The organism is Streptomyces sp. TRD_SC_5 (genome assembly GCF_056836825.1).
In genome coordinates, this window is sequence record NZ_JBWZZS010000001.1 from 4,670,120 (window position 1) to 4,693,773 (window position 23,654).

Sequence of the window (23,654 nt, forward strand, 5' to 3'; positions counted from 1 at the left end):
CCGCGCACTCATGGTCATGCTCGGACTCATGCTCGGACTCATTCGGGCTCGTATCCGTCCAATAGAAGCCCGGACTCACCCCTCCGTCTTCGCGATACCGATCGGGCAGGAGACACCCGTCCCGCCGATGCCGCAGTAACCCGCCGGGTTCTTGTCGAGGTACTGCTGGTGGTACGGCTCCGCCGGCCAGAACGGGCGGCTGTCCGCCGGGAGGATCTCCGTGGTGATCGTGCCGTGGCCGGAGCCCGTCAGCACCTTCTGGTACGCCTCGCGGGACGCCTCCGCTGCCGCCGCCTGGGCGCGGGAGTGGGTGTAGATCGCCGAGCGGTACTGCGTGCCGACGTCGTTGCCCTGGCGGAAGCCCTGGGTCGGGTTGTGGTTCTCCCAGAAGACCTTCAGCAGCTGCTCGTACGAGACGACCGACGGGTCGAAGACGACTCGCACCGCCTCCGTGTGGCCCGTCAGGCCCGAGCAGGCCTCCTCGTACGCCGGGTTCTCCGTGTAGCCGCCCTGGTAGCCGACGAGCGTCGTCCAGGCGCCCTCCGTCTGCCAGAACTTGCGTTCCGCGCCCCAGAAACAGCCCATGCCGAAGTCGGCGATCTCCAGGCCTTCGGGGTACGGGCCCACTAGCGGGTTGCCGAGGACCGTGTGACGGGAGGGGACCTCGAATTCAGGGGTGGAGCGGCCCTTCAGGGCCTGCTCCGGGGTGGGGAGCTGGGGGGTACGGCCGAACATCATGCGGATCTCCTCCTGGGCGGTCTGCGCCTAGGGTCAACGCACGGAGGAGGCGGAGGATTCCAGCGGCCCCATTCCCGCGCTGCGCAGCGCTGCGCCGCGCCGTGCCGTGCCGTGAATCTCCGCCCCCCGTCGCCGTACGCAGCCCCACAAGCGCTGCGACGCAGCGCCCTCAGCCCGGCAGCGTCGCCGGGCTGCCGCCGTTCGCCTCGTAGCCGGCGACCGCCAGCGCCCGGTACACCGCGTAGCCCGCCGCCGGGTCCTGGCCGTGCGTCCAGGGCAGCGCGCCGACGTGGCCGTCGACGTGCCGCAGCTGGTTCATCGCCTCCGACCAGCGTTCCGCGCGTACGAGGAAGAGGATCAAGAGGTGGCGTACGTGCGCCAGCATCGGGTCGTCGGGGCGTGCGGCGTGCACCGCGTAGAGCGCGCCCTCCATCGCCTTCGTCACCACCGCGCTCTGGTAGAAGCCGCCCACGAGGTTGACCTCGGGCAGGTGCTCGTACACCGCGAACAGGGGCAGCGCCGCGAGCAGCGAGCCCTGCGGGGCACGGGCGGCCGCCGCGGTCGCGAAGGCGTCGGCGGCCGTGCGCGAGCCGTGCCAGTTCTCGCTGCGGTAGCTCAGGGCCGCGAGGTGCGCGCCCATGTGGTTCGGCGCCCGGTCCAGGATCTTCGCCCACAGATGGTCGAACTCCGGCTCGGCGTAGGCCAGTCCGCGCGCGACGGCCAGTTCGGTGAGGTACGGAACCGGGTCGCCCGGGGCGAGCAGCCCCGCCTCGGCGCACACCGTACGGGCCTCCTCCAGGATGATCCGGAAGTCGTCCGTGCCGGGTGTCGACGTACGCCACGCCTGCTGCACCAGGAACTCGGCGTGCACCTGCGCACCGCCCGCGTCCTTCGACGACTCCGCGCGCCACGCCCGCAGCCAGCGCCCACCCTCGCCGGGCGTCTGCGCCAGCTCCAGCGACGCGGCCCCGGCGAACGCCTGCACGCGCTGCCAGCGCACCTCGCCCTCCTTGGGCGTTCCGGCCAGCAGCTGGGCCGCGGCCCGCCAGTCCTGGGAGCGCTGGACCACTTCGAGTACGTCTTCCAGGTCCTGGTCCGGGCCCGGCATCCGGACGTCGAGCAGCTCCTGGCGTACGAAGCCGTAGTCGGCCGGGTCGGCTGCGTCGGGCGAGCCGGGCGCGACCAGGCGGATGCCGCCGGCGCGCCTGCGCAGTACGACGGGGCCGATGACCGCCGCCAGCATGCACAGAGCGATCAAGAACCAGAGAATCTCCATGGCTCCATTGTCCCGGACGCCGGAGGGACGCTCCTGAGGGACCAGGGAGTGGCCGGGGAGTGGCCGGGGCGCCGACGAACTACGCTCGTTTCCCATGAGCGATGACCACAGCTTCGAGACCCTCGCGATCCACGCCGGAAACACCGCCGACCCCCTCACGGGCGCGGTCGTACCGCCGATCTATCAGGTGTCCACGTACAAGCAGGACGGCGTGGGCGGACTGCGCGGAGGCTACGAGTACAGCCGCAGCGCCAACCCCACCCGCACTGCCCTGGAGGAGAACTTGGCGGCGCTGGAAGGCGGCAGCCTCGGGCTGGCCTTCGCGTCGGGCCTGGCGGCGGAGGACTGCCTGCTGCGGACCCTGCTGAGCCCCGGCGACCACGTGGTCATCCCGAACGACGCGTACGGCGGCACCTTCCGGCTCTTCGCCAAGGTCGTCTCGCGGTGGGGCGTCACCTTCTCGGTCGCGGACTCCTCCGACCCGGCGGCGGTACGGGACGCCCTCACCCCGCAGACCAAGGTCATCTGGGTCGAGACCCCCTCGAACCCGCTCCTCGGCATCAGTGACATCGAGGCGCTCGCGGGCGTCGCGCGCGCGGCCGGCGTCCGTCTGGTCGTCGACAACACCTTCGCCAGCCCCTACCTGCAGCAGCCGCTCGCGCTCGGTGCGGATGTCGTCGTGCACTCGACGACGAAGTACATGGGCGGGCACTCGGACGTCGTCGGCGGCGCGCTGATCGTCAACGACGCGGCGCTGGGCGAGGAGCTGACGTACCACCAGAACGCGATGGGGGCGATCGCCGGGCCCTTCGACGCGTGGCTGGTGCTGCGCGGCATCAAGACACTCGCGGTGCGGATGGACCGCCACAGTGAGAACGCCACGCGCGTCGCGGACATGCTGACGCGGCACCCGCGCGTCACCCAGGTCCTCTACCCGGGGCTGCCGGAGCACCCCGGTCACGAGACCGCCGCCAAGCAGATGAAGGCGTTCGGCGGGATGGTGTCGTTCCGGGTCGAGGGCGGCGAGGAGGCGGCGATCGAGCTCTGCAACCGCGCCAGGCTCTTCACGCTGGGTGAGTCGCTGGGCGGTGTGGAGTCGCTGATCGAGCATCCGGGGCGGATGACGCACGCTTCGGCGGCGGGGTCCGCGCTGGAGGTTCCGGGGGACCTGGTGCGGCTGTCGGTGGGCATCGAGTCGGGCGACGACCTGCTGGCGGATCTGAAGCAGATGCTGGGCTGAGCCGGCGCCGCCGCCGGCTGCGGGGGCCGGTGCGGGTGCCGGTGCCGGTGCGGGTGCGGGTGCGGGTGCGGGTGCGGGTGCGGGTGCGGGTGCCTGCGGCGCTGTCCCCTCCCCGCCCCTTCCCGAAACTGGGGCGCTGCCCCAGACCCCGGTCCTCACGCCGGACGGGCTGAAGTAGCCGGGGGCAGGTGGGGCGCTGCCCCAGGCCCCGCTCCTCGAGCGCCGGACGGGCTGAAGTCGCCGGGTGGGTGGGGCGCTGCCCCAGGCCCCGCTCCTCGAGCGCCGGACGGGCTGAAGTCGCCGGGGGTGGCTGGGCGCTGCCCCACCCCCGTCCTCGATCGCGGCCGGAGGGGCTGGGTTTGCGGCCCTGGCTGCGAAATTCGGCCCGCGTGGTGGAACCATCCAGCCCGTCCGGCGCTTGAGGACACGCCCGTAGGGCGTCCCGGGGGCCTGGGGGTTTGCGCCCCACGCAGGCACCACTCGCACCGCACCGCTACCAGCCCTCCAGCGGCGGCGCGACCTCCGACGGCGGCGCCACCCATGGCTGCTCCAGCACCGCCCACACCGTGAACGCCACCACCGTCAGCCCCAGTAGCACCCACATCAGCCGCCGTGCGAGCGTCCGGCGGCGCAGCAGACGTGACCCGCGCTCGGCGGCGCGCGGGGCGAGGTCCGCGGGGACCGGTGGGTAGGGGCCCTCCAGCATCCGCCGTACCTCGTTCTGCTTGTGGTCGGGGAGGCTCACGGCGCCGCGACCTTTGGCCTGCTGCGCATCGCGGCCACCGCACGCGTGCAGATCGCCCGCACCCTCTCCGCCGGCACCCCGATCTGCGCCGCGATCTGCTCCTCGGCGACACCCTCGTACAGGCGCAGGACCAGGACCAGCCGCTCCTGCGGCGTCAGCCGCTCCAGCATCCCGCCCCCGGCGGCAGGCTTGCGGTGCTGCGGGAGGCAGAGCCGGCCGTGCTGGTGGTAGCGCCACGCGCCGCGCGCGAAGCGGGCGGCGAGTTCCTGTCGGGTGCGGTCGTACGGGTCCTCGCCGCGCAGCCGCTCCCAGTCCGCGTACGTACGGGCGAGCGCGGCCGTCAGCAGGCGTCGCGCATGCGTGTTGTCGTCCGGCGGCTCCGCCGTCAGCAGCGTCGCGGCATGCAGCAGCCGTCCTGCCGCGCCCGCGACGAACGCCTCGAACTCCCGGGCCCTGCGGCGATGCCGATCCGCCTGCCGCTCTCGCACGCCCTCATATCAGGCCAGGAACCCGCCCCGGGTCAAGAGGTCGGAGGCACCTGCGAGCCGGTCCCGGCGCCCTCGGTGTCCGGCTCGCCGCTAGCCTCCGCCCCGGCCGCGCTCTGGCGGGCCGACAGTGCGGAATTGAAGCGCGTGAGGAGCGTGCAGAAGGAGTCACGTTCCTCCTGGCTCCAGCCGTCCGTCACCTGCGCCATGAGTTCGCGCCGCGACGAGCGCACCTCGTCGAGCCGCGCCTGGCCACGCGGCGACAGCTGGAGCACGACCGCGCGGCCGTCCTCCGGGTGCGACGTGCGCTTGACGAGGCCCGTGTCGACGAGCGGCGCGACCTGCCGGGTCACGGTCGACGAGTCGATCCCCATGCCCGCGGCGAGCGCCTTGACGCCCATCGCGCCTTCCTGGTCGAGCCGGTTGAGCAGCAGATAGGCCGCGCGGTCCATGGAGTTGCGGACCTGGCCCACACCGCCGAGCCTGGTCTGCTCGGCGCGGCGGGCGAAGACGGCCACCTGGTGCTGGAGGGCATCGAGGAGGCCGGTGTCCGGATCAGTCGTCATGTCCTGGGAAGTGGGCATGGCTGGGGGCTCTCTTCGTGCGGTGGTCGGTTTGGTGGGGGACAGAGTACGCGGGTGGCAGCGGGTGCGTACCGGCGCTGCGATAAACGGTGGGAAGGCCTTGGGCCCCGGCAGCCGCCCGACCGCCGCCCGACCGCCGACCTGCCAGACTTGCGGTCATGAGCTTCCGTACGTCCGATCCCTTCCGCAACCTCATCCTCGACGACATCCGAGGGGCGCAGAAGATGCTCTCCGGGGTGGCGAGGACCACGGCGATGGAAGGCAGCCGGCATCTGTCGCAGCTGGTCGGGTCCCCGGTCCACCTCAAGTGCGAGAACCTCCAGCGGACCGGCTCGTTCAAGCTGCGCGGCGCGTACGTACGGATCTCCGGGCTGTCCCCCGAGCAGCGCGCGGCGGGCGTCGTCGCCGCCAGCGCCGGCAATCACGCACAGGGCGTCGCCCTCGCGTCCACCCTGCTCGGCGTACGGTCCACGGTCTTCATGCCGGTCGGGGCGCCCCTGCCGAAGGTCGCGGCGACGCGGGAGTACGGCGCCGAGGTGCGCATGCACGGGCAGGTGGTCGACGAGACGCTGGCCGCCGCCCAGGAGTACGCCGACCGTACGGGCGCGGCCTTCATCCACCCCTTCGACCACCCCGACATCGTCGCGGGGCAGGGCACGCTGGGCCTGGAGATCCTGGAGCAGTGCCCGGAGGTACGGACGATCGTCGTCGGGGTGGGCGGTGGCGGGCTGGCCGCCGGTATCGCGATCGCGGTCAAGGCGCTGCGCCCCGACGTGCGGATCATCGGCGTACAGGCGGCGAACGCGGCGTGCTATCCGCCGTCGCTGGCGGCCGGGCGGCCGGTGTCGATCGAGGCGGCGCAGACGATGGCGGACGGCATCAAGGTGGGGCGGCCCGGCGACGTACCTTTCGCGGTGATCAATCAGCTGCTCGACGGGGTCGTGACGGTCTCCGAGGACGAGCTGTCGAGTGCGCTGCTGCTCTGCCTGGAGCGGGCCAAGATGGTCGTCGAGCCGGCCGGCGCGAGCCCGGTCGCGGCGCTGCTGAGCAAGCCGGCGTCGTTCGAGGGGCCGGTGGTCGCGGTACTGTCCGGCGGCAACGTCGATCCGCTGCTGATGCAGCGCATCCTGCGGCACGGTATGGCGGCGGCGGGCCGGTACCTGTCGCTGCGCCTGCGTCTGACGGACCGGCCGGGCGCCCTGGCGGCGATGCTGGGGGTGCTGTCGGTGGTGGATGCCAACGTCCTCGACGTGGGGCACGTACGGACCGACCCGCGACTCGGACTCACGGAAGTCGAGGTGGAGTTGCACCTGGAGACGAAGGGCCCCGAGCACTGCGCCGAGGTCAGGTCGGCGCTGAGGGAAGCGGGATACACCGTCATGACGTGAGGGTTCCCCCGAGTTCCGTCCAACCTCGTCAAAACCCTCCGGCGACGCGATGTATCGCGTTACGGTGTGTGGCTTGCCCCGCTGTGGCTCCCGCCGAGCGGGGCAAGTCCGGCAAATCTAATATTCGCGTAGGTAATTCACCCAAGTAACCGGGGGACCCTTATGCCAGGCGCCATCTACGCCGAAGGTCTGGTGAAAACCTTCGGCGACGTAAAGGCTCTCGACGGTGTCGACCTCGATGTGCCGGAAGGCACCGTCCTGGGCCTCCTCGGTCCGAACGGGGCCGGCAAGACCACCGCCGTGCGCGTCCTGACCACACTGCTCCGGCCCGACAGCGGAAAAGCGGTCGTCGCCGGTATCGACGTCCTCAAGCACCCCAACGAAGTGCGCCGGTCCATAGGCCTGTCCGGCCAGTTCGCCGCCGTCGACGAGTACCTCACCGGGCGCGAGAACCTTCAGATGGTCGGCAGGCTCTACCAGATGTCCGCGAAGGCGTCGAAGGTACGGGCGGCCGAGCTGTTGGAGCGCTTCCACCTCGCCGACGCCGCCGACCGTACGGCCAAGACGTACTCCGGCGGCATGCGCCGGCGCCTCGACCTCGCCGCCGCCCTGGTCGTCAGCCCGCCCGTGATGTTCATGGACGAGCCGACCACCGGACTCGACCCCCGCAACCGCCAGGAGCTGTGGGAGGTCATCCAGGAACTGGTCGCGGGGGGTACGACGCTCCTGCTCACCACGCAGTACCTCGAAGAGGCCGACCACCTGGCCCACGACATCTGCGTCATCGACCACGGCCGGGTCATCGCGCGCGGCACCTCCGACCAGCTCAAGGCCCAGACCGGCGGCGAGCGCATCGAGGTGGTCGTGCACAACCCCGAGTACCTCACCACCGCCGAGGAGGTACTGCGTACGTTCGGCAAGGGGGAGAGCAAGACCGAGCGGCACACCCGCAAGATCACCGTCCCCGTCGCCGGCGGCGCCAAGCTGCTCGCCGAGGTCATCCGCGAGCTGGACACCCGAGGGGTCGAGATCGACGACATCGGCCTGCGCAGGCCCACCCTCGACGACGTCTTCATCTCCCTGACGGGTCACGCGGCCGAGGTCGCGCAGGAAGAAGCGGAGGCCGCCAAGTGAGCGCCGTAACGGACACCGCACCCGCCCCCCGCGCCCCGCAGCCGCGCGGCGGTCTCTCCCAGTCGGTCACCGACTCGCTGGTCATCGCCAAGCGGAATCTGATCCGCATGGCCCGGATCCCGGAAATGATCATCTTCGGGCTGATCCAGCCAGTGATGTTCGTGGTCCTCTTCAGCTACGTCTTCGGCGGCTCCATGAGCGTCGGAGGCAGCCTCGACCCTGCCACGTACCGCGAATTCCTGATGGCGGGCATCTTCGCCCAGACCGTCACCTTCGCCACGGCCGGCGCGGGCGCGGGAATCGCCGACGACATGCACAAGGGCCTCGTCGACCGCTTCCGCTCCCTGCCCATGGCGCGCGGCGCGGTCCTCACCGGCCGCACCCTCGCCGACCTGGTGCAGACGGCACTGACAGTCGTGGTCCTCGCCGTCGTCGGCCTGCTGGTCGGCTGGCGCATCCACGAGGGCATCCTCAAGGCGCTCGCCGCCTTCGCCCTGCTGCTGTTCCTGGGGTACGCGTTCTCCTGGATCGGCGCGCTGATCGGCCTGTCGGTCCGCACCCCGGAAGCGGCCACCTCGGGCGGCCTGATCTGGCTGTTCCCGGTCACGTTCGTCTCGAACGCGTTCGTGGACCCGACGATGATGGCCTCCTGGATCCGCCCGGTCGCCGAGTGGAACCCCTTCAGCGCCACCGTGCAGGCCTGCCGCGAGCTCTTCGGCAATCCGGGCGTCGTCCAGTCCGACGCCTGGCCCATGCAGCACCCGGTCCTCGCGTCGCTGCTCTGGTCGGTCCTGATCATCGTGGTCTTCAGGACCCTCGCGGTCCGCAAGTACCGCTCGGCGTCGGTCTGACCGTACGCACGAAGAAAGCCCCCGGCCGGAAATCCGGCCGGGGGCTTTCTTCCGGGTCTGGCGGGTCCGCTCAGCCCTGGTACGGCGTGGCTTCGAGGATCTTCACCGAGGTCTTCTTGCCGTTCGGCAGCTCGTACTGCGCGTCCTCGCCGACCTTCTTGCCCATCACGCCGGTGCCCAGTGGGGACTGCGGCGAGTAGGTCTCGATGTCGGAACTCGCGTACTCGCGGGAGGCGAGCAGGAATGTCGTCGTGTCGTCCTCGTCGCCGTCGAAAGCGATCTTGACGACCATGCCGGGGGCCACGACACCGCTGGTCGTGGGGGCCTCACCGACCTTCGCGTTCTCCAGGAGCTGGGTCAGCTGGCGCACACGGAGCTCTTGCTTGCCCTGCTCCTCCTTGGCCGCGTGGTACCCGCCGTTCTCGCGCAGGTCCCCCTCCTCGCGGGCAGCCGCGATCTTGCCGGAGATCTCCGTGCGTGCGGGACCCGACAGGTACTCCAGCTCGGCCTTGAGCTGGTCGTACGCCTCCTGGGTCAGCCAGGTGACGCTCTCGCTGGTCTGGGTCACAGGTGCTCCTCGTCGGTACTTGGAATACAAAGCAAGCATCGCCCTACCCAGAAGGATGTGCCTCCACGGGCGGGCGAAACCACGAGCCTAACAATTCAGGCGGAAAAGGGGGAGGAGGAAAACGGCCGGGGAGGGATCGGCGCAGGTCAGCCCGCCGAAGCGGGGTCTGCCGTGCAGCCTGTCAGCTCGGTGCTGGTCGCCCTGGCCGTCGTACGGACCGTGTAGATCTCGTCGATGCGATCGGCGTCCGACGCTTCGATACGGACGTCCCTGCGGCCCACTTCGGCGCCGTCCTCCGCGAGCGAGCGCAGGGTGCAGGTGCCGGCCGCGTCAGGCTCCTTGCGTACTTCGAGGTGAACCTTGACCTCGGAGTCCGAGACGGTGTCGAACTTGATGAGCTCGGCGCTGATCTTCTCACCGGTGATGTAGTCGTAACCGAACCAGCCGGTCATCGCCAGCAGTGCGGCACCCAGCACGGCGCCCACGATCTTGAGCTTGCGGTCCGCGCGCTCGTCCGCCGAGCGGCCGTAGCGGCCCTCGGGAAGGTCCTGACGCACCGCGCTCATGATCGTTCCTCCTGGGTCGGGCGGCCTGTATCGGCTCCGGAATTTTCCGCCCCCCGATTCGGTCACTATAGAAGCCGCTTATTGCGCCGAATCATTGAGGATCGAGTCTTGACTGAGCAGCTGCGACTGATGGCCGTTCACGCCCACCCCGACGACGAGTCGAGCAAGGGTGCGGCGACCATGGCGAAGTATGTGTCCGAGGGGGTGGACGTGCTGGTCGTGACCTGCACGGGGGGCGAGCGCGGTTCCATCCTCAATCCGAAGCTCCAGGGCGACAAGTACATCGAGGAGCACATCCACGAAGTCCGTAAGAGAGAGATGGACGAGGCCCGGGAGATCCTCGGCGTCGGCCAGGAGTGGCTCGGCTTCGTCGACTCGGGTCTCCCGGAGGGCGACCCGCTGCCGCCGCTGCCGCAGGGCTGCTTCGCGCTGGAGGACGTCGACGTGGCGGCGGGCCGGCTGGTGAAGTCCATCCGTACGTTCCGTCCGCAGGTCATCACGACGTACGACGAGAACGGCGGCTACCCGCACCCCGACCACATCATGACCCACAAGATCACGATGGTGGCCTTCGAGGGCGCGGCGGACACCGAGGAGTTCCCGGAGGCGGAGTTCGGCCCGGCCTACCAGCCGCAGAAGCTCTACTACAACCAGGGCTTCAACCGGCCGCGCACCGTCGCGCTCCACGAGGCGCTCATCGAGCGCGGCATGGAGTCGCCGTACGGGGAGTGGCTGGAGCGCTGGAAGGAGTTCCAGCGGGCGGAGCGGACGCTGACCACGTACGTTCCGTGCGCGGACTTCTTCGAGATCCGCGACAAGGCGCTCATCGCGCACGCGACGCAGATCGATCCGGACGGTGGCTGGTTCCGCGTTCCGATGGACATCCAGCGGGATGTCTGGCCGACGGAGGAGTACGAGCTGGCGAAGTCGCTCGTCGATACATCCCTCCCCGAGAGCGACCTGTTTGCGGGCATCCGCGACAATGCCTGATGTGAACGTAACCCTGGCAATGACGCAGTTCGTGCCGCTCGCCGCGGACAAGTTCGACAAGAACAAGGTGACCCCGGGTGTTCTCGGGTTCCTGGTGTTCGCGGCGCTGGCCGTCGGCGTGTGGATGCTGATGAAGTCGATGAACCGCCACATGGGGAAGGTCAACTTCGAGGAGGCGCCGGATCCGGCGGCGGAGGGGGAGAAGGCTGCCGCCTCCGCCTCCGCCTCCGCTTCCGCTGCTGGTTCCGCTTCGGCTTCGGCGCCGGCCTCGGGGGACCCGGCGGGGGATCGCTCCAAGGACGCGTAGGGCGGGGGCGGGGGGTGGGGCGGGCCCTGCGGGGCTTGTTCCCCTACCCGCCCCTTCCCGAACTGGGGCGCTGCCCCAGTCCCCGCTCCTCAAACGCCGGAGGGGCTGGAGTGTGCCGCTCAGCGAGCAAATCCAGCCCGTCCGGCGTTTGAGGACACGCCCGCAGGGCGTCCGGGGGCTTGCCCCCAGCACGCGGCGGAGCCGCAAAATTACACAGCGGGAAGGGGCGGGCAGGGGAACAGCGCCGCAGGCAACCCGCACCGCACCGCGCCCCTCACCCCCGCGCCACCCCCACCGGCACGCCCATCACCTCCCGCGCATGCCGATTCGGCACCATGCCCAGCCGCCACGCCTGCCAGCCCGCCGCCAGGTCCACACCCCGCTCCAGCACCAGCTGGTACGCCTCCGCGCAGTCCTCCAGCTTGCCGTCACGCGTCGGGTGGACCGCGTCGATCAGCTGGTAGAGCTCCTCCTGGGCCACCGCCGTGCCGACCTCCGAGCCCCCCGGCGAACCGAACGGCAGCAGCGTGCAGCGCAGGAAACGCGCCCAGTCCGCGCCGCGACGGTCGTCGTACGACGTGAACAGGCGCGCCGCCTCGTCGCACAGCTCCAGCGCCTGCGCCGGGCGGTTGTTGCCCGCGTCCACGATGGCCAGCTCCAGGCACGTCCACGCCTCGCCGTGCGCCACCCCGATGCGGCGGAAGTCGGCGCGCGCGTCGACCAGGAGCTGACGAGCGAAGCCGGAATTGCGGAGATTGCCCGTATGAGCCGCGCGCTGATCACGCGTGACGCGGCCCGAGTGGTGGCGGGCGCAGGCCAGCCCGTACACATCCCGCATCCGCGAGAACATCCCGCGCGCCCGCTCCAGCTCACGCACCGCCTGATCGGTGTCGCCGCGCTCCTCCAGCGCCTGCCCGAGGTAGTAAAGCGTCCACGCCTCGCCCCGCGCGTCTTCCGCCTCGCGGTGCCGGGACAGCGCCTGGCGGAGCTGGTCGACGGCCGGGGACGGGTCGCCGTCCACCAGGCGGGCGCGGGCCAGCTGCGTCAGCGCCCATGCCTCGCCGCGTCCGTCGCGCGTACGCCCGTACAGATCCAGCGCCTCGCGCAGCTGCTCCTCCGCGCGCGGTACGTCGCCCATCCGCAGGTACACCTGCCCGAGCTGGAAGTGCGCCCACGCCTGCCCGTGCAGGCTCTCGCTCTCGCGGTGCAGGACGAGAGCCGTGTCGAGGTGGCTGACGGCGTCGGCCAGGTTCGCCCGGTCGCGCTCCACCGCCGCCAGCGCGTGCAGCGTCCACGCACGGTCGGCGGCCAGCTCGTCCGACGCCTGGAGTACGAGGGCCTCGCCCAGCTTCGCCGCGGCCTCCGTCAGGTTGCCCTGGTGGTGGAGCGTGATGCCGAGCGAGCACAGGGCGCGGGCGGCGCCGGCCTCGTGCTGCGCCTCGAAGTAGAGGTCGACGACCGAGGAGAGTGTCGTACGGGCCTTGTCCAGCTCACCGAGCTGCCGGGCCGCGATGCCCGTACGCCACTGGACCGACCGCACCAGCAAGCCCTGGTCGACGGCCTGCGTCAGCTCGCTGATCTCGCCCAGGCGGTAGAGGTCGCCGCGCAGCAGGCAGTAGTCGCACAGCGCGCCGAGGAGGTTCAGTACGGCCTGCTGGTCTACGCCCTCCGCCTGGCGCAGCGCCGCCGTGATGAAGCTCGACTCGTCGTCCAGCCAGCGCAGGGCGGCGTCGAGGGAGGTGAAGCCGTGGGCGCCGAAGTGGTCGGCGCGTGTCGACGTCTTTCCGTCCACCAGGCGGATCACCGAGTCGGCCAGTTCGCCGTAGTTGCGGATCAGGCGCTCCTGCGCCGCCGCCCTGTCCGCCGCCTCCTCCTCGTCGAGCAGCCGCGCTTGCGCGAAGGCCCGTACGAGATCGTGCAGGCGGTAGCGGCTGCCCCGGACGTGGTCGATGAGGCCCGCCCGCGCCAGCGCGGACAGCAGCCGCTGCGCCTCGTGCTCGTCCGTGGCCAGCAGCGCCGCTGCCGCTGCCGCCCCCAGGCTCGCCCGTCCGGCGAGCGCGAGGCGGCGCAGCAGGCGGCGGGCCGCGTCCGGCTGATCGGTGTAGCGCAGCCACAGCGCCCGTTCCACCGGTTCGACCGGACCGTACGCCGCGAGATCCGTCGCCAGCACACGCGGGGTACGAGCGCCCAGTGAGGAGCCCGCGATGCGCAGCGCCAGCGGCAGCCCGCCGCACAGCTCGGCGATCCCGTGCGCCGCCTGGGCGTCGTACGGGCCCTCCTTCTCCTCCGCCACCTCCCGCAGCAACTCCTCCGCGCCCGCCGAATCCAGCGCCTCCACCGGCAGCTGGTGGACCCACGCGGGGATGTCGGCAGGCAGCTCGAGCGGCTCGCGGGCCGTCACGAGCACCAGACTGTCCGAGCGCTCCGGTACGAGAGTGCGCACCTGCGCCGCGTCCGACGCGTCGTCGAGCACCACCGTCACCGGCAGCCCGGTCAGATGCTGGTGGTACAGCTCGGCCAGCCTGCGCAGCTGCTGCTCCTGCGACGACCTCTCCCGGAACAGCAGCTGCTCGCGCGGCGCGCCGAGCCGGTTGAGCAGATGCAGCAGGGCCTCACGGGTCGACAGCGGCGTCTCATCCGCGGTGTCGCCGCGCAGATCCACCACGCACGCGCCCCGGAACTGGTCCCTGAGGTGATGCGCCGCCCGCACGGCCAGCGTCGTACGCCCCGAACCGGGCGCGCCGTGCAGCACCACGACCGTCGGCCGCGTCTCGGTGCTCGCGCGCGCCGCGTGCACCCACTGCGCGATCTGACTCATCGCGGCCCGCCGCCCCGCGAACGGCCCCTCCGGCTCCGGCAGATGCCCGAAGGACTGCTCCAGTACGGACCGTCTGCGCGCCGCCTGGCTGCGGTCGGCCCCACGCAGCTGCCCGACGGCGGCCGCCTTCTTCGCCGTACCGGTACGCCCACGGGTCGCGGCCAGCAGCACATGCTGCTGGTCCAGGAACGGCCGTATCCCCCGCACCTCCAGGGCCGTCAGCCACTGCAGCCTCAACTGCTCCGCCCCACCGGGCTGCGCCAGCGCGCCGGCCCTGCGGTGGGCGGCGGGCCAGTGCGAGGCGGTGACCTTGGCGACGGTGGCGGCGGCCCCGGCGACGGCGACGACGGCCCCGGCGGCGAGCGCGGTGCCGGCTTCCGTACCGAGGGCCAGGTCCGCGCCGAAGGCCGCGACGGCGGCAACGGCCGCCACCAGGGCCGGAGTCGAAAGATTCGCACCGCTGAGCCGCTCCGTCAGGGACTGCTGTCCGGCCTGCGCCTCGTCCAGCGCCCTGACGTACGCGGCGTACTCCTCCTCCGCCCCGGCCGCCATCGTCTCCATGGCGGCCCGCCCCCGCACCAGCAGTGCGTTGGCATCCACCCGTCCACCCGACCGCCGCGCCTGCTCCTCGACGGCCCGTACCAACAGCCGCTCGGCTTCCACCCGGTGGCTGTCCCGCATGTGCGTCCCCCTCCGACAGCAACGATTGCGGGACAAGTGTCCTGCTTGACGCGCGTCAGCGCGAGAGTGACCGGCCCCGGGATCGCGCGTTGCAGCGGTTGCCGGACGAGTACTCGAATACCTGACGAGGTCGTCATGCACGCCCTGGACAGCGCGCCGGAGCCGGGCGCCGGACGGGCTGATCCGACGTCGTGAGGCAGGATGGGAGTATGCCGAATCGCCTGGCTCATGAGACGTCTCCGTACCTGCTCCAGCACGCCGACAACCCGGTCGACTGGTGGCCGTGGTCGGCCGACGCGTTCGAGGAGGCGCGAAGGCGGGGCGTGCCTGTGCTGCTCAGCGTCGGGTATTCGAGCTGCCACTGGTGCCATGTCATGGCTCACGAGTCCTTCGAGGACGAGCCGACCGCCGAGTACCTCAATGAGCACTTCGTCAACGTCAAGGTCGACCGCGAGGAGCGGCCGGACGTCGACGCGGTCTACATGGAGGCAGTGCAGGCGGCCACCGGGCAGGGCGGCTGGCCCATGACCGTCTTTCTGACCGCCGACGCCGCGCCCTTCTACTTCGGTACCTACTTCCCGCCCGAGCCCCGGCACGGGATGCCGTCCTTCCGGCAGGTGCTGGAGGGGGTCAGTGCCGCCTGGGTGGGGCGGCGGGACGAAGTCACCGAGGTGGCTGGCAAGATCGTCCGGGACCTGAGCGGGCGCTCGCTCTCGTACGGGGCGCCGGAGATGCCGGGCGAGGAGGAGCTCGCGCAGGCGTTGCTCGCGCTGACGCGGGATTACGACGCCACGCGCGCCGGATTCGGCGGGGCGCCGAAGTTCCCGCCGTCCATGGTGTTGGAGTTCCTGCTGCGGCATTACGCGCGTACGGGGTCCGAGGGGGCCCTGCAAATGGCCGTGGACACGGGTGAAGCGATGGCACGCGGGGGGATTTACGACCAGCTTGCCGGGGGGTTCGCGCGGTACTCGGTCGACCGCGAATGGGTCGTACCCCACTTCGAGAAGATGTTGTACGACAATGCGCTGCTGTGCCGGGTGTACGCCCATCTGTGGCGGGCCACCGGATCGGAGCTCGCGCGGCGGGTGGCGCTGGAGACCGCGGACTTCCTGGTGAGCGAACTGCGTACGCAGGAAGGCGGATTCGCGTCCGCGCTCGATGCGGACAGCGACGACGGCACGGGCAGGCATGTCGAGGGCGCTTACTACGTATGGACTCCGGAGCAGCTGCGTGAGGTGCTCGGGGAGCAGGACGCGGCGTTCGCCGCCGGGCTTTTCGGGGTGACTCAGGAGGGGACGTTCGAGGAAGGGGCGTCCGTGCTCCAGCTCCCGGTGGGGGAGGGCGAGGCTGATGCGGCGCGGGTGGCCGATGTCCGGGCGCGGCTGCTCGCGGCGCGCGCCGGGCGGGAGCGGCCGGGGCGTGACGACAAGATCGTGGCCTCCTGGAACGGGCTCGCGATCGCCGCGCTGGCCGAGACCGGGGCGTACTTCGACCGGCCGGACCTGGTGGAGCGGGCGACCGAGGCCGCCGATCTGCTGGTGCGGGTGCACATGGACGAGGGGGCGCGGCTTGCCCGTACGTCCAAGGACGGGCACGTCGGGGCGAACGCGGGGGTCCTGGAGGACTACGCCAATGTGGCGGAAGGATTTCTCGCGCTGGCGGCGGTGTCGGGGGAGGGCGTCTGGCTGGAGTTCTCGGGGTTCCTGTTGGACATCGTGCTCGACCAGTTCGTGGGTGAGGGCGGGACGCTGTACGACACGGCTCACGACGCCGAGAAGCTGATCCGGCGGCCGCAGGACCCGACGGACAACGCGACCCCTTCGGGGTGGACGGCCGCGGCCGGTGCGCTGCTTTCGTACGCCGCGCATACGGGCTCCGAGGCGCATCGGAGCGCGGCGGAGAGGGCCTTGGGTGTGGTGAAGACGCTCGGGCCTCGTGCGCCGCGGTTCATCGGGTGGGGTCTGGCGGTGGCCGAGGCGGCACTGGACGGGCCGCGCGAGGTGGCGGTGTTGGGCGCGGGCGACGACCCGCTGACGAAGGAACTGCACCGGATCGCGCTGCTGAGCGGGGCGCCGGGGGCGGTGGTCGCGGTGGGCGAGGTGGGCAGCGAGGAGTTTCCGCTGCTGGCGGACCGGGGTGCGGGCGCGTATGTGTGCCGGCACTTTGTGTGCGATGCGCCGACGCTGGAACCGGTGGTGCTGAGGGAGCGGCTCGGCGAGGCCGTCCGCTAGCCCCGCGGCCCCCACAACTGGGGCGGAGCCCCAGACCCCGGACGCCCTCCGGGCGTGTCCTCAAACGCCGGACGGGCTGGATTTTGCCGCGCTCGGTGTTCCACTTGCGGCGCCTTTCGCCCGGGGTGCCGGTGTGCCGCGTCCGGCGTTTGAGGACCGGGGTCTGGGGCGGAGCCCCGGTTCGGGAAGGGGCGGGTAGGGGAATAGAAGTCCCCGCCCGCCCCCGCCCGCCTCAGGGCGTCGGATCGGGAAGCGGGGACTCGATCCGGACCGGTTCCGGCATGGCGCGGTCGCCTCGGCGGCGGTAGAGCCAGCGGTCGACCAGCAGGAAGCGGCCCGCGAAGACCACGACCATGGCGGCCGCCGTCGCGGGGACGGGGGCGAGGCCGCCCCAGCCGATGAACAGGGCCGCCAGCGGCAGGCGGGCGACCAGGTCCGCGTTGCCCACCGCCGCGAAGGTGAGCAGGCGCATCGACCTGCGGTGGTGGCCCCGTCGCAGGCGGTAGAGGAGCGAGTCGACCAGGACGAAGTTCCAGAGGAGGCCCGCCTGGTTGGCGATGATCTCGGCCGGGGCGTAGTGCATGCCGCCCGGCCCGTTGAGCAGCCACAGCAGCGCCAGGTTCGGGATGAACCCGGAGAGGCCGATCAGGCCGAAGACCGCGACCCGGGCCCGCGGGTCCGACGTCCGCAGCGTCACCAGGTGACGCAGGAAGCGCAGGCCCTCCTTCACGGTCGACTTGGACTCGCCCGCGTGCCGCTCCCCGAAGGCGTAGGGGACTTCCGCGATCCCGCGCGGGCGGCACCGTACCGCCAGTTCCAGCAGGATCTTGTAGCCGAGCGGCTGGAGGCCGTCCTCCCCGGTGGCTGCCCGCTGCACCGCCTCCCGGCGGATCGCGAAGAAGCCGCTCATCGGGTCGGTCAGACCGCGCAGCGCCCGTGGGAAGAGGGACTTCGTGACTACCGTCGACGCGCCCGAGACCAGCATCCGGTAGCCGCCCGACAGCCCCGACCGGCTGCCGCCCGCCGCGTACCGGCTGGCGACGACGAGCTCCGCGCCGGTCGCCCCGCCCCGCCCGATCAGCTCGGGCACCAGCTCCGGCGGGTGCTGGAGGTCGGCGTCGATGACGACGATCCAGGGGGCGGTGGAGCGGCCGATCCCCTCGACGACCGCGCCGCCGAGGCCGCCCGTCGGAACCGCCCTGTGGTGGAGGGTGACAGGAAGCGGAGTGGAGAGCGCCGCCTCCTCGATGACCTCGCACGTGTGGTCCGTCGAGTCGTCGGCGAAGATCACCTCGGCGGTGATGCCGGCCGAGGCGACCGCCGCGCCGATGCGGTGCAGCAACTCCCGGATGTTGTCCGCCTCGTTGAAGGTGGGTACGACGATGGAAACGTTCAGCGGTTCCGCCGTCACCGTGCCTCCTGCCGGGGCTCCAGGTGGGCGCCGATGTGGGACGTCAGTTCCCAGTCCCTGCGCCCCGTGTACTCGCGCCAGACGGCGCGCAGCGCGGCCGCCGCGAGTACGACGGCGTACACCGGGCCTCCGATCGTCAGCTTCACGTACTGCCACGGACCGATCCGGAAACCGTACTCGCGGCCGAAGTCGTGCAGCGCGACGGCCTCGAAAACCATCATCGCGGCCATCGGGACCATCGGGAGCCAGGCGACCAGCGCGATCGGAAGGGACACGCCGCCCACCCAGGCCAGCAGCAGACCCACTGGGATCATGATGCCGGTGGCGGCCTGGAGGAAGGGCGTGGAGAGGGTGTAACGGGCGAGGAGGCGCTGGCGCCGGCCCGGGAGGCGTCGCCACTCGCCCTTCCTGAGGACTTGCAGGAAGCCCTGGTTCCAGCGGGTGCGCTGCTTGTAGAGGGCGAGGAGCGTGTCGGGTGTCTCCTCACGGGTGACGAGCGCGGCGTGGTACGCGACGACGACCTTGGCGCCGCGTGAGGAAAGCCGTACGCCCAGGTCGCAGTCCTCGGCGAGACAGTCGCCGTCCCAGCCGCCGGTCTCGCGCAGCAGCGCGGCCCGGACGAAGACGGTGTTGCCGCCGAGCGGGATGAAGCCCTTGCGGGCGTGCAGGTGCAGCCGGCTGCGGAACCAGAAGAAGTACTCCAGGCAGTTGCGCAGGCTGTACCAGCTGGTGTCGAAGTTGACGAGCTGTACGCCGCCCTGCACCACGTCCGCGTCGTCGCGCCGGAAGGCGAAGTCGACGTGGCTGAGCAGCTCGGGGTGGACGATGTCCTCCGCGTCGAAGACGCCGACGACGTCGCCCTTGGCGTACGGGAGCGCGGTGTTGAGAGCGCGCGGCTTGTTCTTGGACTCGTGGTGGTCCACGACGGTCTGGATCATGTGCGGGTGCTCGGCGGCCAGTTGGTGCGCTATGGCTGCCGTGCCCGGGTCGTCGTGGCCGACGATCAGTACGATCTCGAAGGCGGGATGGTCGATCTTCAGCATGTTCTCGACCGTGTGCCGCAGCACGGTTTCCTCGTGCCGGGCCGGGACGAGCAGCGAGAAGGACACGCCGTGGTGCCCGTCGGGTTCGGCGAAGGCGGTGGCTGCCAATGTCTCTGGTGTGCGCCAGGCGTGGACCATCCACCAGAGCGTGACGCCGGCGGTGGCCATGAGTATGAGCGAGTCCAATAAAAGGACAGCGGAGACCATGAATTCCCCCCTAGGTCTTCCTGGATGTTCCGTTCCGTTTTTCTCTCCCCGCCGGGGAAGCTAGCAGGTCAATGTTTTGCCCGGCAATGACGCCTGGGCCACACGTCGCCAGCACAAACGGAATGCCAGATTCTTCTTATGTGGCATGCCCGGTGTGTGCCATGCTGCTGCGGCATGCCCGGATCCGGGGGGTCGGATCGCGGGAGCTGCAGGCCAGGGGGGCCTTCAGGGTGGGGGGATCTGCATGAGCAATGCTGTGCTGCGCGCCAATACCCGCAGCGGTCCGGAATTACGGCCTCGTCACGCCGCGTCCACATCTCGGAAAGCTCCGGAATCGCCGGGCAGATCAACGTTTCTCAGAGATTTCGTCTGGGTGGCCCCGCTATTGATTCTGATCGTTTCCGTACGGGCGTGGAACATTGGCAATTTCCCGTTCCCGAATGACGACGAGGGCACTTATCTGGCTCAGGCATGGGCCGTACAGAACGGTGACCTCGCCCATTACACCTACTGGTACGACCATCCGCCGTTCGGCTGGATCCAGCTCGCGGGCCTTTCCTGGCTGCCCGGCTGGCTCTTCCCCGAGCTGCCGACGTTCGTCCAGGGCCGCATCGCCATGCTGCCCGTCGTCGCCGCGGGCGCCGCCCTCGTCTTCGTCGTGGGCCGCCGCATCGGACTCGGCCGCCCGGCCGCCGCGTTCGCGATGCTGCTGTACGGGTTCTCTCCGCTCGCCGTGACGCTGCACCGGCAGATATATCTCGACAACTTCGCGGTCGTCTGGGCGCTGGCCGCCTTCGCGCTCGCCCTCTCACCGCGCCGACACCTGTGGCACCACATCGCCGCCGGCAGCGCCTTCGCCCTCGCGATCCTGTCCAAGGAGACGATCGCGGTGCTGCTGCCGGTCGTCCTGGTGACGCTGTGGCACGGCAGCCACCCCAGGACGCGGAAGTTCTCCTTCGCCGGCTTCGGCTCGGGACTCGTCCTCACGGGCCTCTTCTATCCGCTGTACGCGACGCTCAAGGGCGAGCTGGTGCCGGGCGCCGGCCACGTCTCGCTCATCGGCACGCTCAAGTTCCAGCTCGGCGGGCGCGAGGGCAGCGGCTCCGTCTTCGAGGACGGCACCGACGCCAACACCCTCATCCTGGACTGGTTCTCGCGCGACCCCTACCTGCTGACCGCCGGCTGCGCGGCCGCCGTGATCGCCCTCGCCGTACGCCGCCTGCGGCCCGTCGCCCTCGCCGTCCTGGTGCTGGCCCTGGTCGCGCTGCGCCCCGGCGGCTATCTGCCGCAGATGTACGTCGCCCAGCTGCTGCCCTTCCTCGCGCTCGCCGTGACGGGGCTCGGCTGCGCGGTGATCGCCCTGGTCCCGTCCCGCCACCGCGCGATGCGCCCGGCAGCGGTCACCGCCCTGCTGGCCGTCGCCGCCGTCTTCGTGGCCCCGCACTGGTACCGCGAGGACCGGGACACCGTGCGCGGTGACGACAACGGCGTCTACCACGCGGCCGCCCGCTGGCTGCGCGAGGCGCCGGTCGCCGATCGTGAACGTACCCGCATCGTCACGGATGGCGTGCTGTGGCTGGACGCCGTCGAGGCCGGATACCGGCCGGGCACCGGTGCCATCTGGCACTACAAGCTCGACCAGGACCCCGCGGTCGCCAAGACGCTGCCGCGCGGCTGGAAGGACATCGACTACGTCGTGTCCACGCCCGCCCTGCGCGGTGAACAGCACAATCTGCCCACGCTGCGGGACCTGTTCGAGCACAGCGAGCCGGTCGCGAGCTTCGGGGAGGGAGACGGCCGGATCGACATTCTCAAGGTCGACCAGGTCGACCAGGTCGACAGGGCCAAGGAGCTCCAGGAGGGGGAGGGATGACTCCGTACAGAAGAAGCGAAGGCAGAACCAGGCGCGGCAGGAAGCGCCTGTTCCTCACCGCGTTCGCACTGCTTGCGGCAGGGTTCGGGCTGGCGCCGCTCGACGCCCGCCCGGCCAGCGCGGCACCGAACCTGATATCCAACCCGGGACTCGAAACCCTCGACACGCAGGGCGAGTTCCCCGAGTGCTTCGAGAAGTCCGGGTGGGGCGACAACGACTTCACGTACACGGTGACGGACGACGCACACGCCGGTGACCGGGCCCTGCGCATCGACCTCACCCGCCGCACCGACGGCGACCGCAAGGCGATGATGCTGGAGAACGAGTGCGCGCCCCAGGTCGCCGAGGGCCATCAGTACGACCTGTCCCTCTGGTACAAGTCGACGTCGCCCGATGTGGCCATGACGCTCTTCCGGCACGACAAGACCGCCGGCTGGGTCTTCTGGGCCGACCTCAACACCCTGCCGCAGAGCGGAACGTACGCCCGGACCGAGGTCCGTACACCGGTCGTTCCCGCGAACACCGACCAGATCACCTGGGGCGCGGCTCTCTACGGCGTCGGCTCGCTCACCACCGACGACTACGCGATGGTCGACGCGACCGTGGTGCCCGAGCCGCCCGTCGACCCGTGCGAGGGCAAGGGCCCGGAGTGCAAGGGCGAGTGGACCGTACAGACCGCGCCCTCGCCGGTGCGCGCCATCCACTCCGTACTGCTGCACACCGGAAAGGTGCTGCTGATCGCGGGCTCCGGCAACGACCGTGACGCCTTCGCCGCCGGCACCTTCAAGTCCTCGGTCTTCGACCCGGTGACCGGCAAGTACACGGACATCCCGACACCCGAGGACTTCTTCTGCGCCGGACATGTCCAACTGCCGGACGGGCGGGTGCTGGTGGTCGGCGGAAACAAGGACTACGCGTCGGCGGACGGGACGGTCGGCTACAAGGGGCTGAAGAGCAGTTACGTCTTCGATCCGAAGGTCAACAAATACATCAAGGTCAACGACATGCTGGCGGGCCACTGGTACCCGTCGGCGACGGCGATGGGCAACGGTGACGTCGTCTCGCTCGGGGGCCTGGGTGAGGACGCGGCCGGGACAGTCGTCAACGAGCACTTCAGTTACGCCCAGAACAAGTGGCTCCCGATGGGCGAGGCCAAGCAGGCCTGGTCCTTCTGGGGCCTGTACCCGGCGATGATCCTGCTTCAGGACGGGCGCCTCTTCTACAGCGGCAGCCACACCTTCGGCATCGGCCTGCCCGGCACCGGAGCCTCCGTCTACGACTACGAGAAGGGCACCATCACCGACGTACCCGGGCTGCGGAAGAAGGACGAGCGCGACCAGTCCGCGTCGCTGCTGCTGCCTCCCGCCCAGGACCAGAAGGTGCTGACGGCCGGCGGCGGCAACCACACCGTCTCGCCCGACGCGCACCGGCTGGTCGACCTGATCGATCTGAAGGCGCCTTCTCCCGAGTACGTCGCCGGACCCGACCTGCCGCAGGGCAAGTACAAGGACGGCACCTTCCAGAAGGGCGCCGAGGGCAAGGTCTATCTGTCGGCGGTGATCCTGCCGGACGGCAAGGTCATGGAGACGGGCGGCGCGCTGCACACGTACCGCGAGGACCCGGTCTTCGAGGCGTCGATGTACGACCCGGCGACGAACACGTTCGAGCCGGGACTCGCCGCCGACCCCGTCCCGCGTACGTACCACTCCTCATCCACCCTGCTGCCTGACGGCCGGGTGCTGAGCGTCGGTGACAACCCGGGTGACGGTTCCTTCGAGCAGCGGGTGTCGATCTACAAGCCGCCGTACCTCTTCAAGGGCGCCCGCCCGAAGATCACCTCGGTGACCTCGCAGAAGTGGGCGTACGGATCGGCGCAGCGCATCACGGTCGACAAGCCGGTGGTGAAGGCTTCCCTGATCCGCCCGGCCGCCGTCACCCACTCGTCCGACCCGAACCAGCGCCTTGTCGACCTGCCGATGACGGTCGACGGCAACACCATCGACCTCAGCCTCACCAGCAACCCCAACATGGCGCCGCCCGGCTGGTACATGCTGTCGGTCGTCGACGTGAAGGGCGTGCCCTCGGTGTCGAAGTGGGTGCGGATCGGCCCGCAGGGGCAGGTCGCGGCGGAGCGCGTGCAGAGTTACGCCGACGAACTGGCGGCGGCGCCGAAGGCGCCGGGGCACGGGGACCACGGGAAGCAGAAGAGGAAACCGGGCGTGAAGATGCCCGAGGGTTACGACGGCTGTGACCACGCGTACGGCGAGGTCAGCACCTGCGTGCCGTGGAAGTTCCCGAAGAAGGTGCCGGCGGCCGACCGGTGCGAGTGGCTGAAGTCCAAGGGGTACGGCGTGCTGGACGTGCGGCGCGACCGGCACGGCCTGGACCGCAACAAGGACGGCAAGGCGTGCGGGAAGGGAGATTTCCGCAGGCGCTGACACCGTGACCCACCCGGCAGACCCCGGTGGCCAGGACCTCAGGCGGTCCTGGCCACCGGCCTGTCCACAGCGGTCAGAGT

General features: G+C 70.7%; 19 protein-coding genes. 9 read left to right on the plus strand and 10 right to left on the minus strand.

Annotation, left to right across the window (positions count from 1 at the left end; all coding sequences use genetic code 11):
* Positions 1–75: 75 nt before the first annotated feature.
* Both msrA and AC1P0E_RS21580 read right to left on the minus strand, forming a co-directional pair.
* Positions 76–738, minus strand: a complete 663-nt coding sequence (gene msrA, locus AC1P0E_RS21575) for a peptide-methionine (S)-S-oxide reductase MsrA (RefSeq protein ID WP_482743769.1) — start codon at positions 736–738, stop codon at positions 76–78.
* A 169-nt stretch (positions 739–907) separates the two neighbouring features.
* The gene (locus tag AC1P0E_RS21580) at positions 908–2,014 is read right to left on the minus strand and encodes a hypothetical protein (RefSeq protein WP_482743770.1); all 1,107 of its coding nucleotides are present in this window, start codon (positions 2,012–2,014) and stop codon (positions 908–910) included.
* A gap of 94 nt (positions 2,015–2,108) precedes the next feature.
* Between AC1P0E_RS21580 and AC1P0E_RS21585 the strand changes: the two genes are divergently transcribed.
* Positions 2,109–3,254 carry a cystathionine gamma-synthase gene (locus tag AC1P0E_RS21585; RefSeq protein WP_482743771.1) on the plus strand — a complete coding sequence of 382 codons (1,146 nt, stop codon included), beginning with the start codon at positions 2,109–2,111 and terminating at the stop codon, positions 3,252–3,254.
* A gap of 493 nt (positions 3,255–3,747) precedes the next feature.
* Here AC1P0E_RS21585 and AC1P0E_RS21590 read toward each other — a convergent pair whose 3' ends face one another.
* From AC1P0E_RS21590 to AC1P0E_RS21600, 3 genes are read right to left on the minus strand one after another with little or no spacing between them, the layout of a single operon-like run.
* Positions 3,748–3,960 (minus strand): hypothetical protein, encoded by a 213-nt coding sequence (locus tag AC1P0E_RS21590; protein WP_482745855.1) that lies wholly within the window; start codon positions 3,958–3,960, stop codon positions 3,748–3,750.
* A 35-nt stretch (positions 3,961–3,995) separates the two neighbouring features.
* The gene (locus AC1P0E_RS21595) at positions 3,996–4,487 is read right to left on the minus strand and encodes a sigma factor-like helix-turn-helix DNA-binding protein (RefSeq protein WP_482743772.1); all 492 of its coding nucleotides are present in this window, start codon (positions 4,485–4,487) and stop codon (positions 3,996–3,998) included.
* Between the two features lie 32 nt (positions 4,488–4,519).
* Complete coding sequence (locus tag AC1P0E_RS21600; RefSeq protein WP_482743773.1) at positions 4,520–5,068, minus strand: MarR family winged helix-turn-helix transcriptional regulator; 549 nt, start codon at positions 5,066–5,068, stop codon at positions 4,520–4,522.
* A gap of 158 nt (positions 5,069–5,226) precedes the next feature.
* On the opposite strand from AC1P0E_RS21600, the gene ilvA reads away from it, so the two are divergent.
* The 3 genes from ilvA to AC1P0E_RS21615 all read left to right on the plus strand — a co-directional run bounded on the left by ilvA (position 5,227) and on the right by AC1P0E_RS21615 (position 8,441).
* The gene (gene ilvA / locus AC1P0E_RS21605) at positions 5,227–6,456 is read left to right on the plus strand and encodes a threonine ammonia-lyase (protein ID WP_482743774.1); all 1,230 of its coding nucleotides are present in this window, start codon (positions 5,227–5,229) and stop codon (positions 6,454–6,456) included.
* Positions 6,457–6,618: 162 nt separating this feature from the next.
* Entirely contained in the window at positions 6,619–7,590 is a 972-nt protein-coding gene (locus tag AC1P0E_RS21610; RefSeq protein WP_482743775.1) for an ATP-binding cassette domain-containing protein, read from the plus strand.
* Positions 7,587–8,441, plus strand: coding sequence for an ABC transporter permease (locus AC1P0E_RS21615; RefSeq protein WP_482743776.1), 855 nt, complete (start codon positions 7,587–7,589; stop codon positions 8,439–8,441). The genes AC1P0E_RS21610 and AC1P0E_RS21615 overlap by 4 nt, the downstream gene beginning before the upstream one ends.
* Before the next feature lie 70 nt (positions 8,442–8,511).
* On the opposite strand, the gene greA is transcribed toward AC1P0E_RS21615, so the two are convergent.
* A complete protein-coding gene (gene greA, locus AC1P0E_RS21620; RefSeq protein WP_482743777.1) occupies positions 8,512–9,009 on the minus strand; it encodes a transcription elongation factor GreA in 498 nt (165 codons plus the stop codon).
* Positions 9,010–9,155: 146 nt separating this feature from the next.
* Positions 9,156–9,575, minus strand: a complete 420-nt coding sequence (locus AC1P0E_RS21625; protein ID WP_482743778.1) for a DUF4307 domain-containing protein — start codon at positions 9,573–9,575, stop codon at positions 9,156–9,158.
* Between the two features lie 108 nt (positions 9,576–9,683).
* Here AC1P0E_RS21625 and mca point away from each other — a divergent pair, with 108 nt between their 5' ends.
* Both mca and AC1P0E_RS21635 read left to right on the plus strand, forming a co-directional pair.
* Positions 9,684–10,565, plus strand: coding sequence for a mycothiol conjugate amidase Mca (gene mca, locus AC1P0E_RS21630; RefSeq protein ID WP_482743779.1), 882 nt, complete (start codon positions 9,684–9,686; stop codon positions 10,563–10,565).
* A complete protein-coding gene (locus AC1P0E_RS21635; protein WP_482743780.1) occupies positions 10,558–10,872 on the plus strand; it encodes a hypothetical protein in 315 nt (104 codons plus the stop codon). The genes mca and AC1P0E_RS21635 overlap by 8 nt, the downstream gene beginning before the upstream one ends.
* A gap of 274 nt (positions 10,873–11,146) precedes the next feature.
* Here the strand turns inward: AC1P0E_RS21635 and AC1P0E_RS21640 are convergent, their stop codons facing one another.
* Entirely contained in the window at positions 11,147–14,371 is a 3,225-nt protein-coding gene (locus AC1P0E_RS21640; protein ID WP_482743781.1) for a tetratricopeptide repeat protein, read from the minus strand.
* Positions 14,372–14,580: 209 nt separating this feature from the next.
* Between AC1P0E_RS21640 and AC1P0E_RS21645 the strand changes: the two genes are divergently transcribed.
* Positions 14,581–16,602 carry a thioredoxin domain-containing protein gene (locus AC1P0E_RS21645; RefSeq protein WP_482743782.1) on the plus strand — a complete coding sequence of 674 codons (2,022 nt, stop codon included), beginning with the start codon at positions 14,581–14,583 and terminating at the stop codon, positions 16,600–16,602.
* Positions 16,603–16,834: 232 nt separating this feature from the next.
* Here AC1P0E_RS21645 and AC1P0E_RS21650 read toward each other — a convergent pair whose 3' ends face one another.
* Both AC1P0E_RS21650 and AC1P0E_RS21655 read right to left on the minus strand, forming a co-directional pair.
* Complete coding sequence (locus AC1P0E_RS21650; RefSeq protein WP_482743783.1) at positions 16,835–18,013, minus strand: glycosyltransferase; 1,179 nt, start codon at positions 18,011–18,013, stop codon at positions 16,835–16,837.
* The gene (locus AC1P0E_RS21655; protein WP_482743784.1) at positions 18,010–19,224 is read right to left on the minus strand and encodes a glycosyltransferase; all 1,215 of its coding nucleotides are present in this window, start codon (positions 19,222–19,224) and stop codon (positions 18,010–18,012) included. Before AC1P0E_RS21655 ends, AC1P0E_RS21650 begins: the two co-directional genes overlap by 4 nt.
* A gap of 424 nt (positions 19,225–19,648) precedes the next feature.
* Between AC1P0E_RS21655 and AC1P0E_RS21660 the strand changes: the two genes are divergently transcribed.
* The gene (locus tag AC1P0E_RS21660) at positions 19,649–21,136 is read left to right on the plus strand and encodes an ArnT family glycosyltransferase (RefSeq protein WP_482743785.1); all 1,488 of its coding nucleotides are present in this window, start codon (positions 19,649–19,651) and stop codon (positions 21,134–21,136) included.
* The gene (locus AC1P0E_RS21665) at positions 21,133–23,574 is read left to right on the plus strand and encodes a galactose oxidase early set domain-containing protein (protein ID WP_482743786.1); all 2,442 of its coding nucleotides are present in this window, start codon (positions 21,133–21,135) and stop codon (positions 23,572–23,574) included. Before AC1P0E_RS21660 ends, AC1P0E_RS21665 begins: the two co-directional genes overlap by 4 nt.
* Positions 23,575–23,654 lie beyond the last annotated feature (80 nt).

Bases quoted from the DNA above. Each gene is read 5' to 3' on its own strand.
- msrA (WP_482743769.1), bottom strand. From the start codon at position 738: ATGATGTTCGGCCGTACCCCCCAGCTCCCCACCCCGGAGCAGGCCCTG.
- AC1P0E_RS21580 (WP_482743770.1), bottom strand. From the start codon at position 2,014: ATGGAGATTCTCTGGTTCTTGATCGCTCTGTGCATGCTGGCGGCGGTC.
- AC1P0E_RS21585 (WP_482743771.1), top strand. From the start codon at position 2,109: ATGAGCGATGACCACAGCTTCGAGACCCTCGCGATCCACGCCGGAAAC.
- AC1P0E_RS21590 (WP_482745855.1), bottom strand. From the start codon at position 3,960: ATGCTGGAGGGCCCCTACCCACCGGTCCCCGCGGACCTCGCCCCGCGC.
- AC1P0E_RS21600 (WP_482743773.1), bottom strand. From the start codon at position 5,068: ATGCCCACTTCCCAGGACATGACGACTGATCCGGACACCGGCCTCCTC.
- ilvA (WP_482743774.1), top strand. From the start codon at position 5,227: ATGAGCTTCCGTACGTCCGATCCCTTCCGCAACCTCATCCTCGACGAC.
- AC1P0E_RS21610 (WP_482743775.1), top strand. From the start codon at position 6,619: ATGCCAGGCGCCATCTACGCCGAAGGTCTGGTGAAAACCTTCGGCGAC.
- AC1P0E_RS21625 (WP_482743778.1), bottom strand. From the start codon at position 9,575: ATGAGCGCGGTGCGTCAGGACCTTCCCGAGGGCCGCTACGGCCGCTCG.
- AC1P0E_RS21635 (WP_482743780.1), top strand. From the start codon at position 10,558: ATGCCTGATGTGAACGTAACCCTGGCAATGACGCAGTTCGTGCCGCTC.
- AC1P0E_RS21640 (WP_482743781.1), bottom strand. From the start codon at position 14,371: ATGCGGGACAGCCACCGGGTGGAAGCCGAGCGGCTGTTGGTACGGGCC.
- AC1P0E_RS21645 (WP_482743782.1), top strand. From the start codon at position 14,581: ATGCCGAATCGCCTGGCTCATGAGACGTCTCCGTACCTGCTCCAGCAC.
- AC1P0E_RS21655 (WP_482743784.1), bottom strand. From the start codon at position 19,224: ATGGCCACCGCCGGCGTCACGCTCTGGTGGATGGTCCACGCCTGGCGC.
- AC1P0E_RS21665 (WP_482743786.1), top strand. From the start codon at position 21,133: ATGACTCCGTACAGAAGAAGCGAAGGCAGAACCAGGCGCGGCAGGAAG.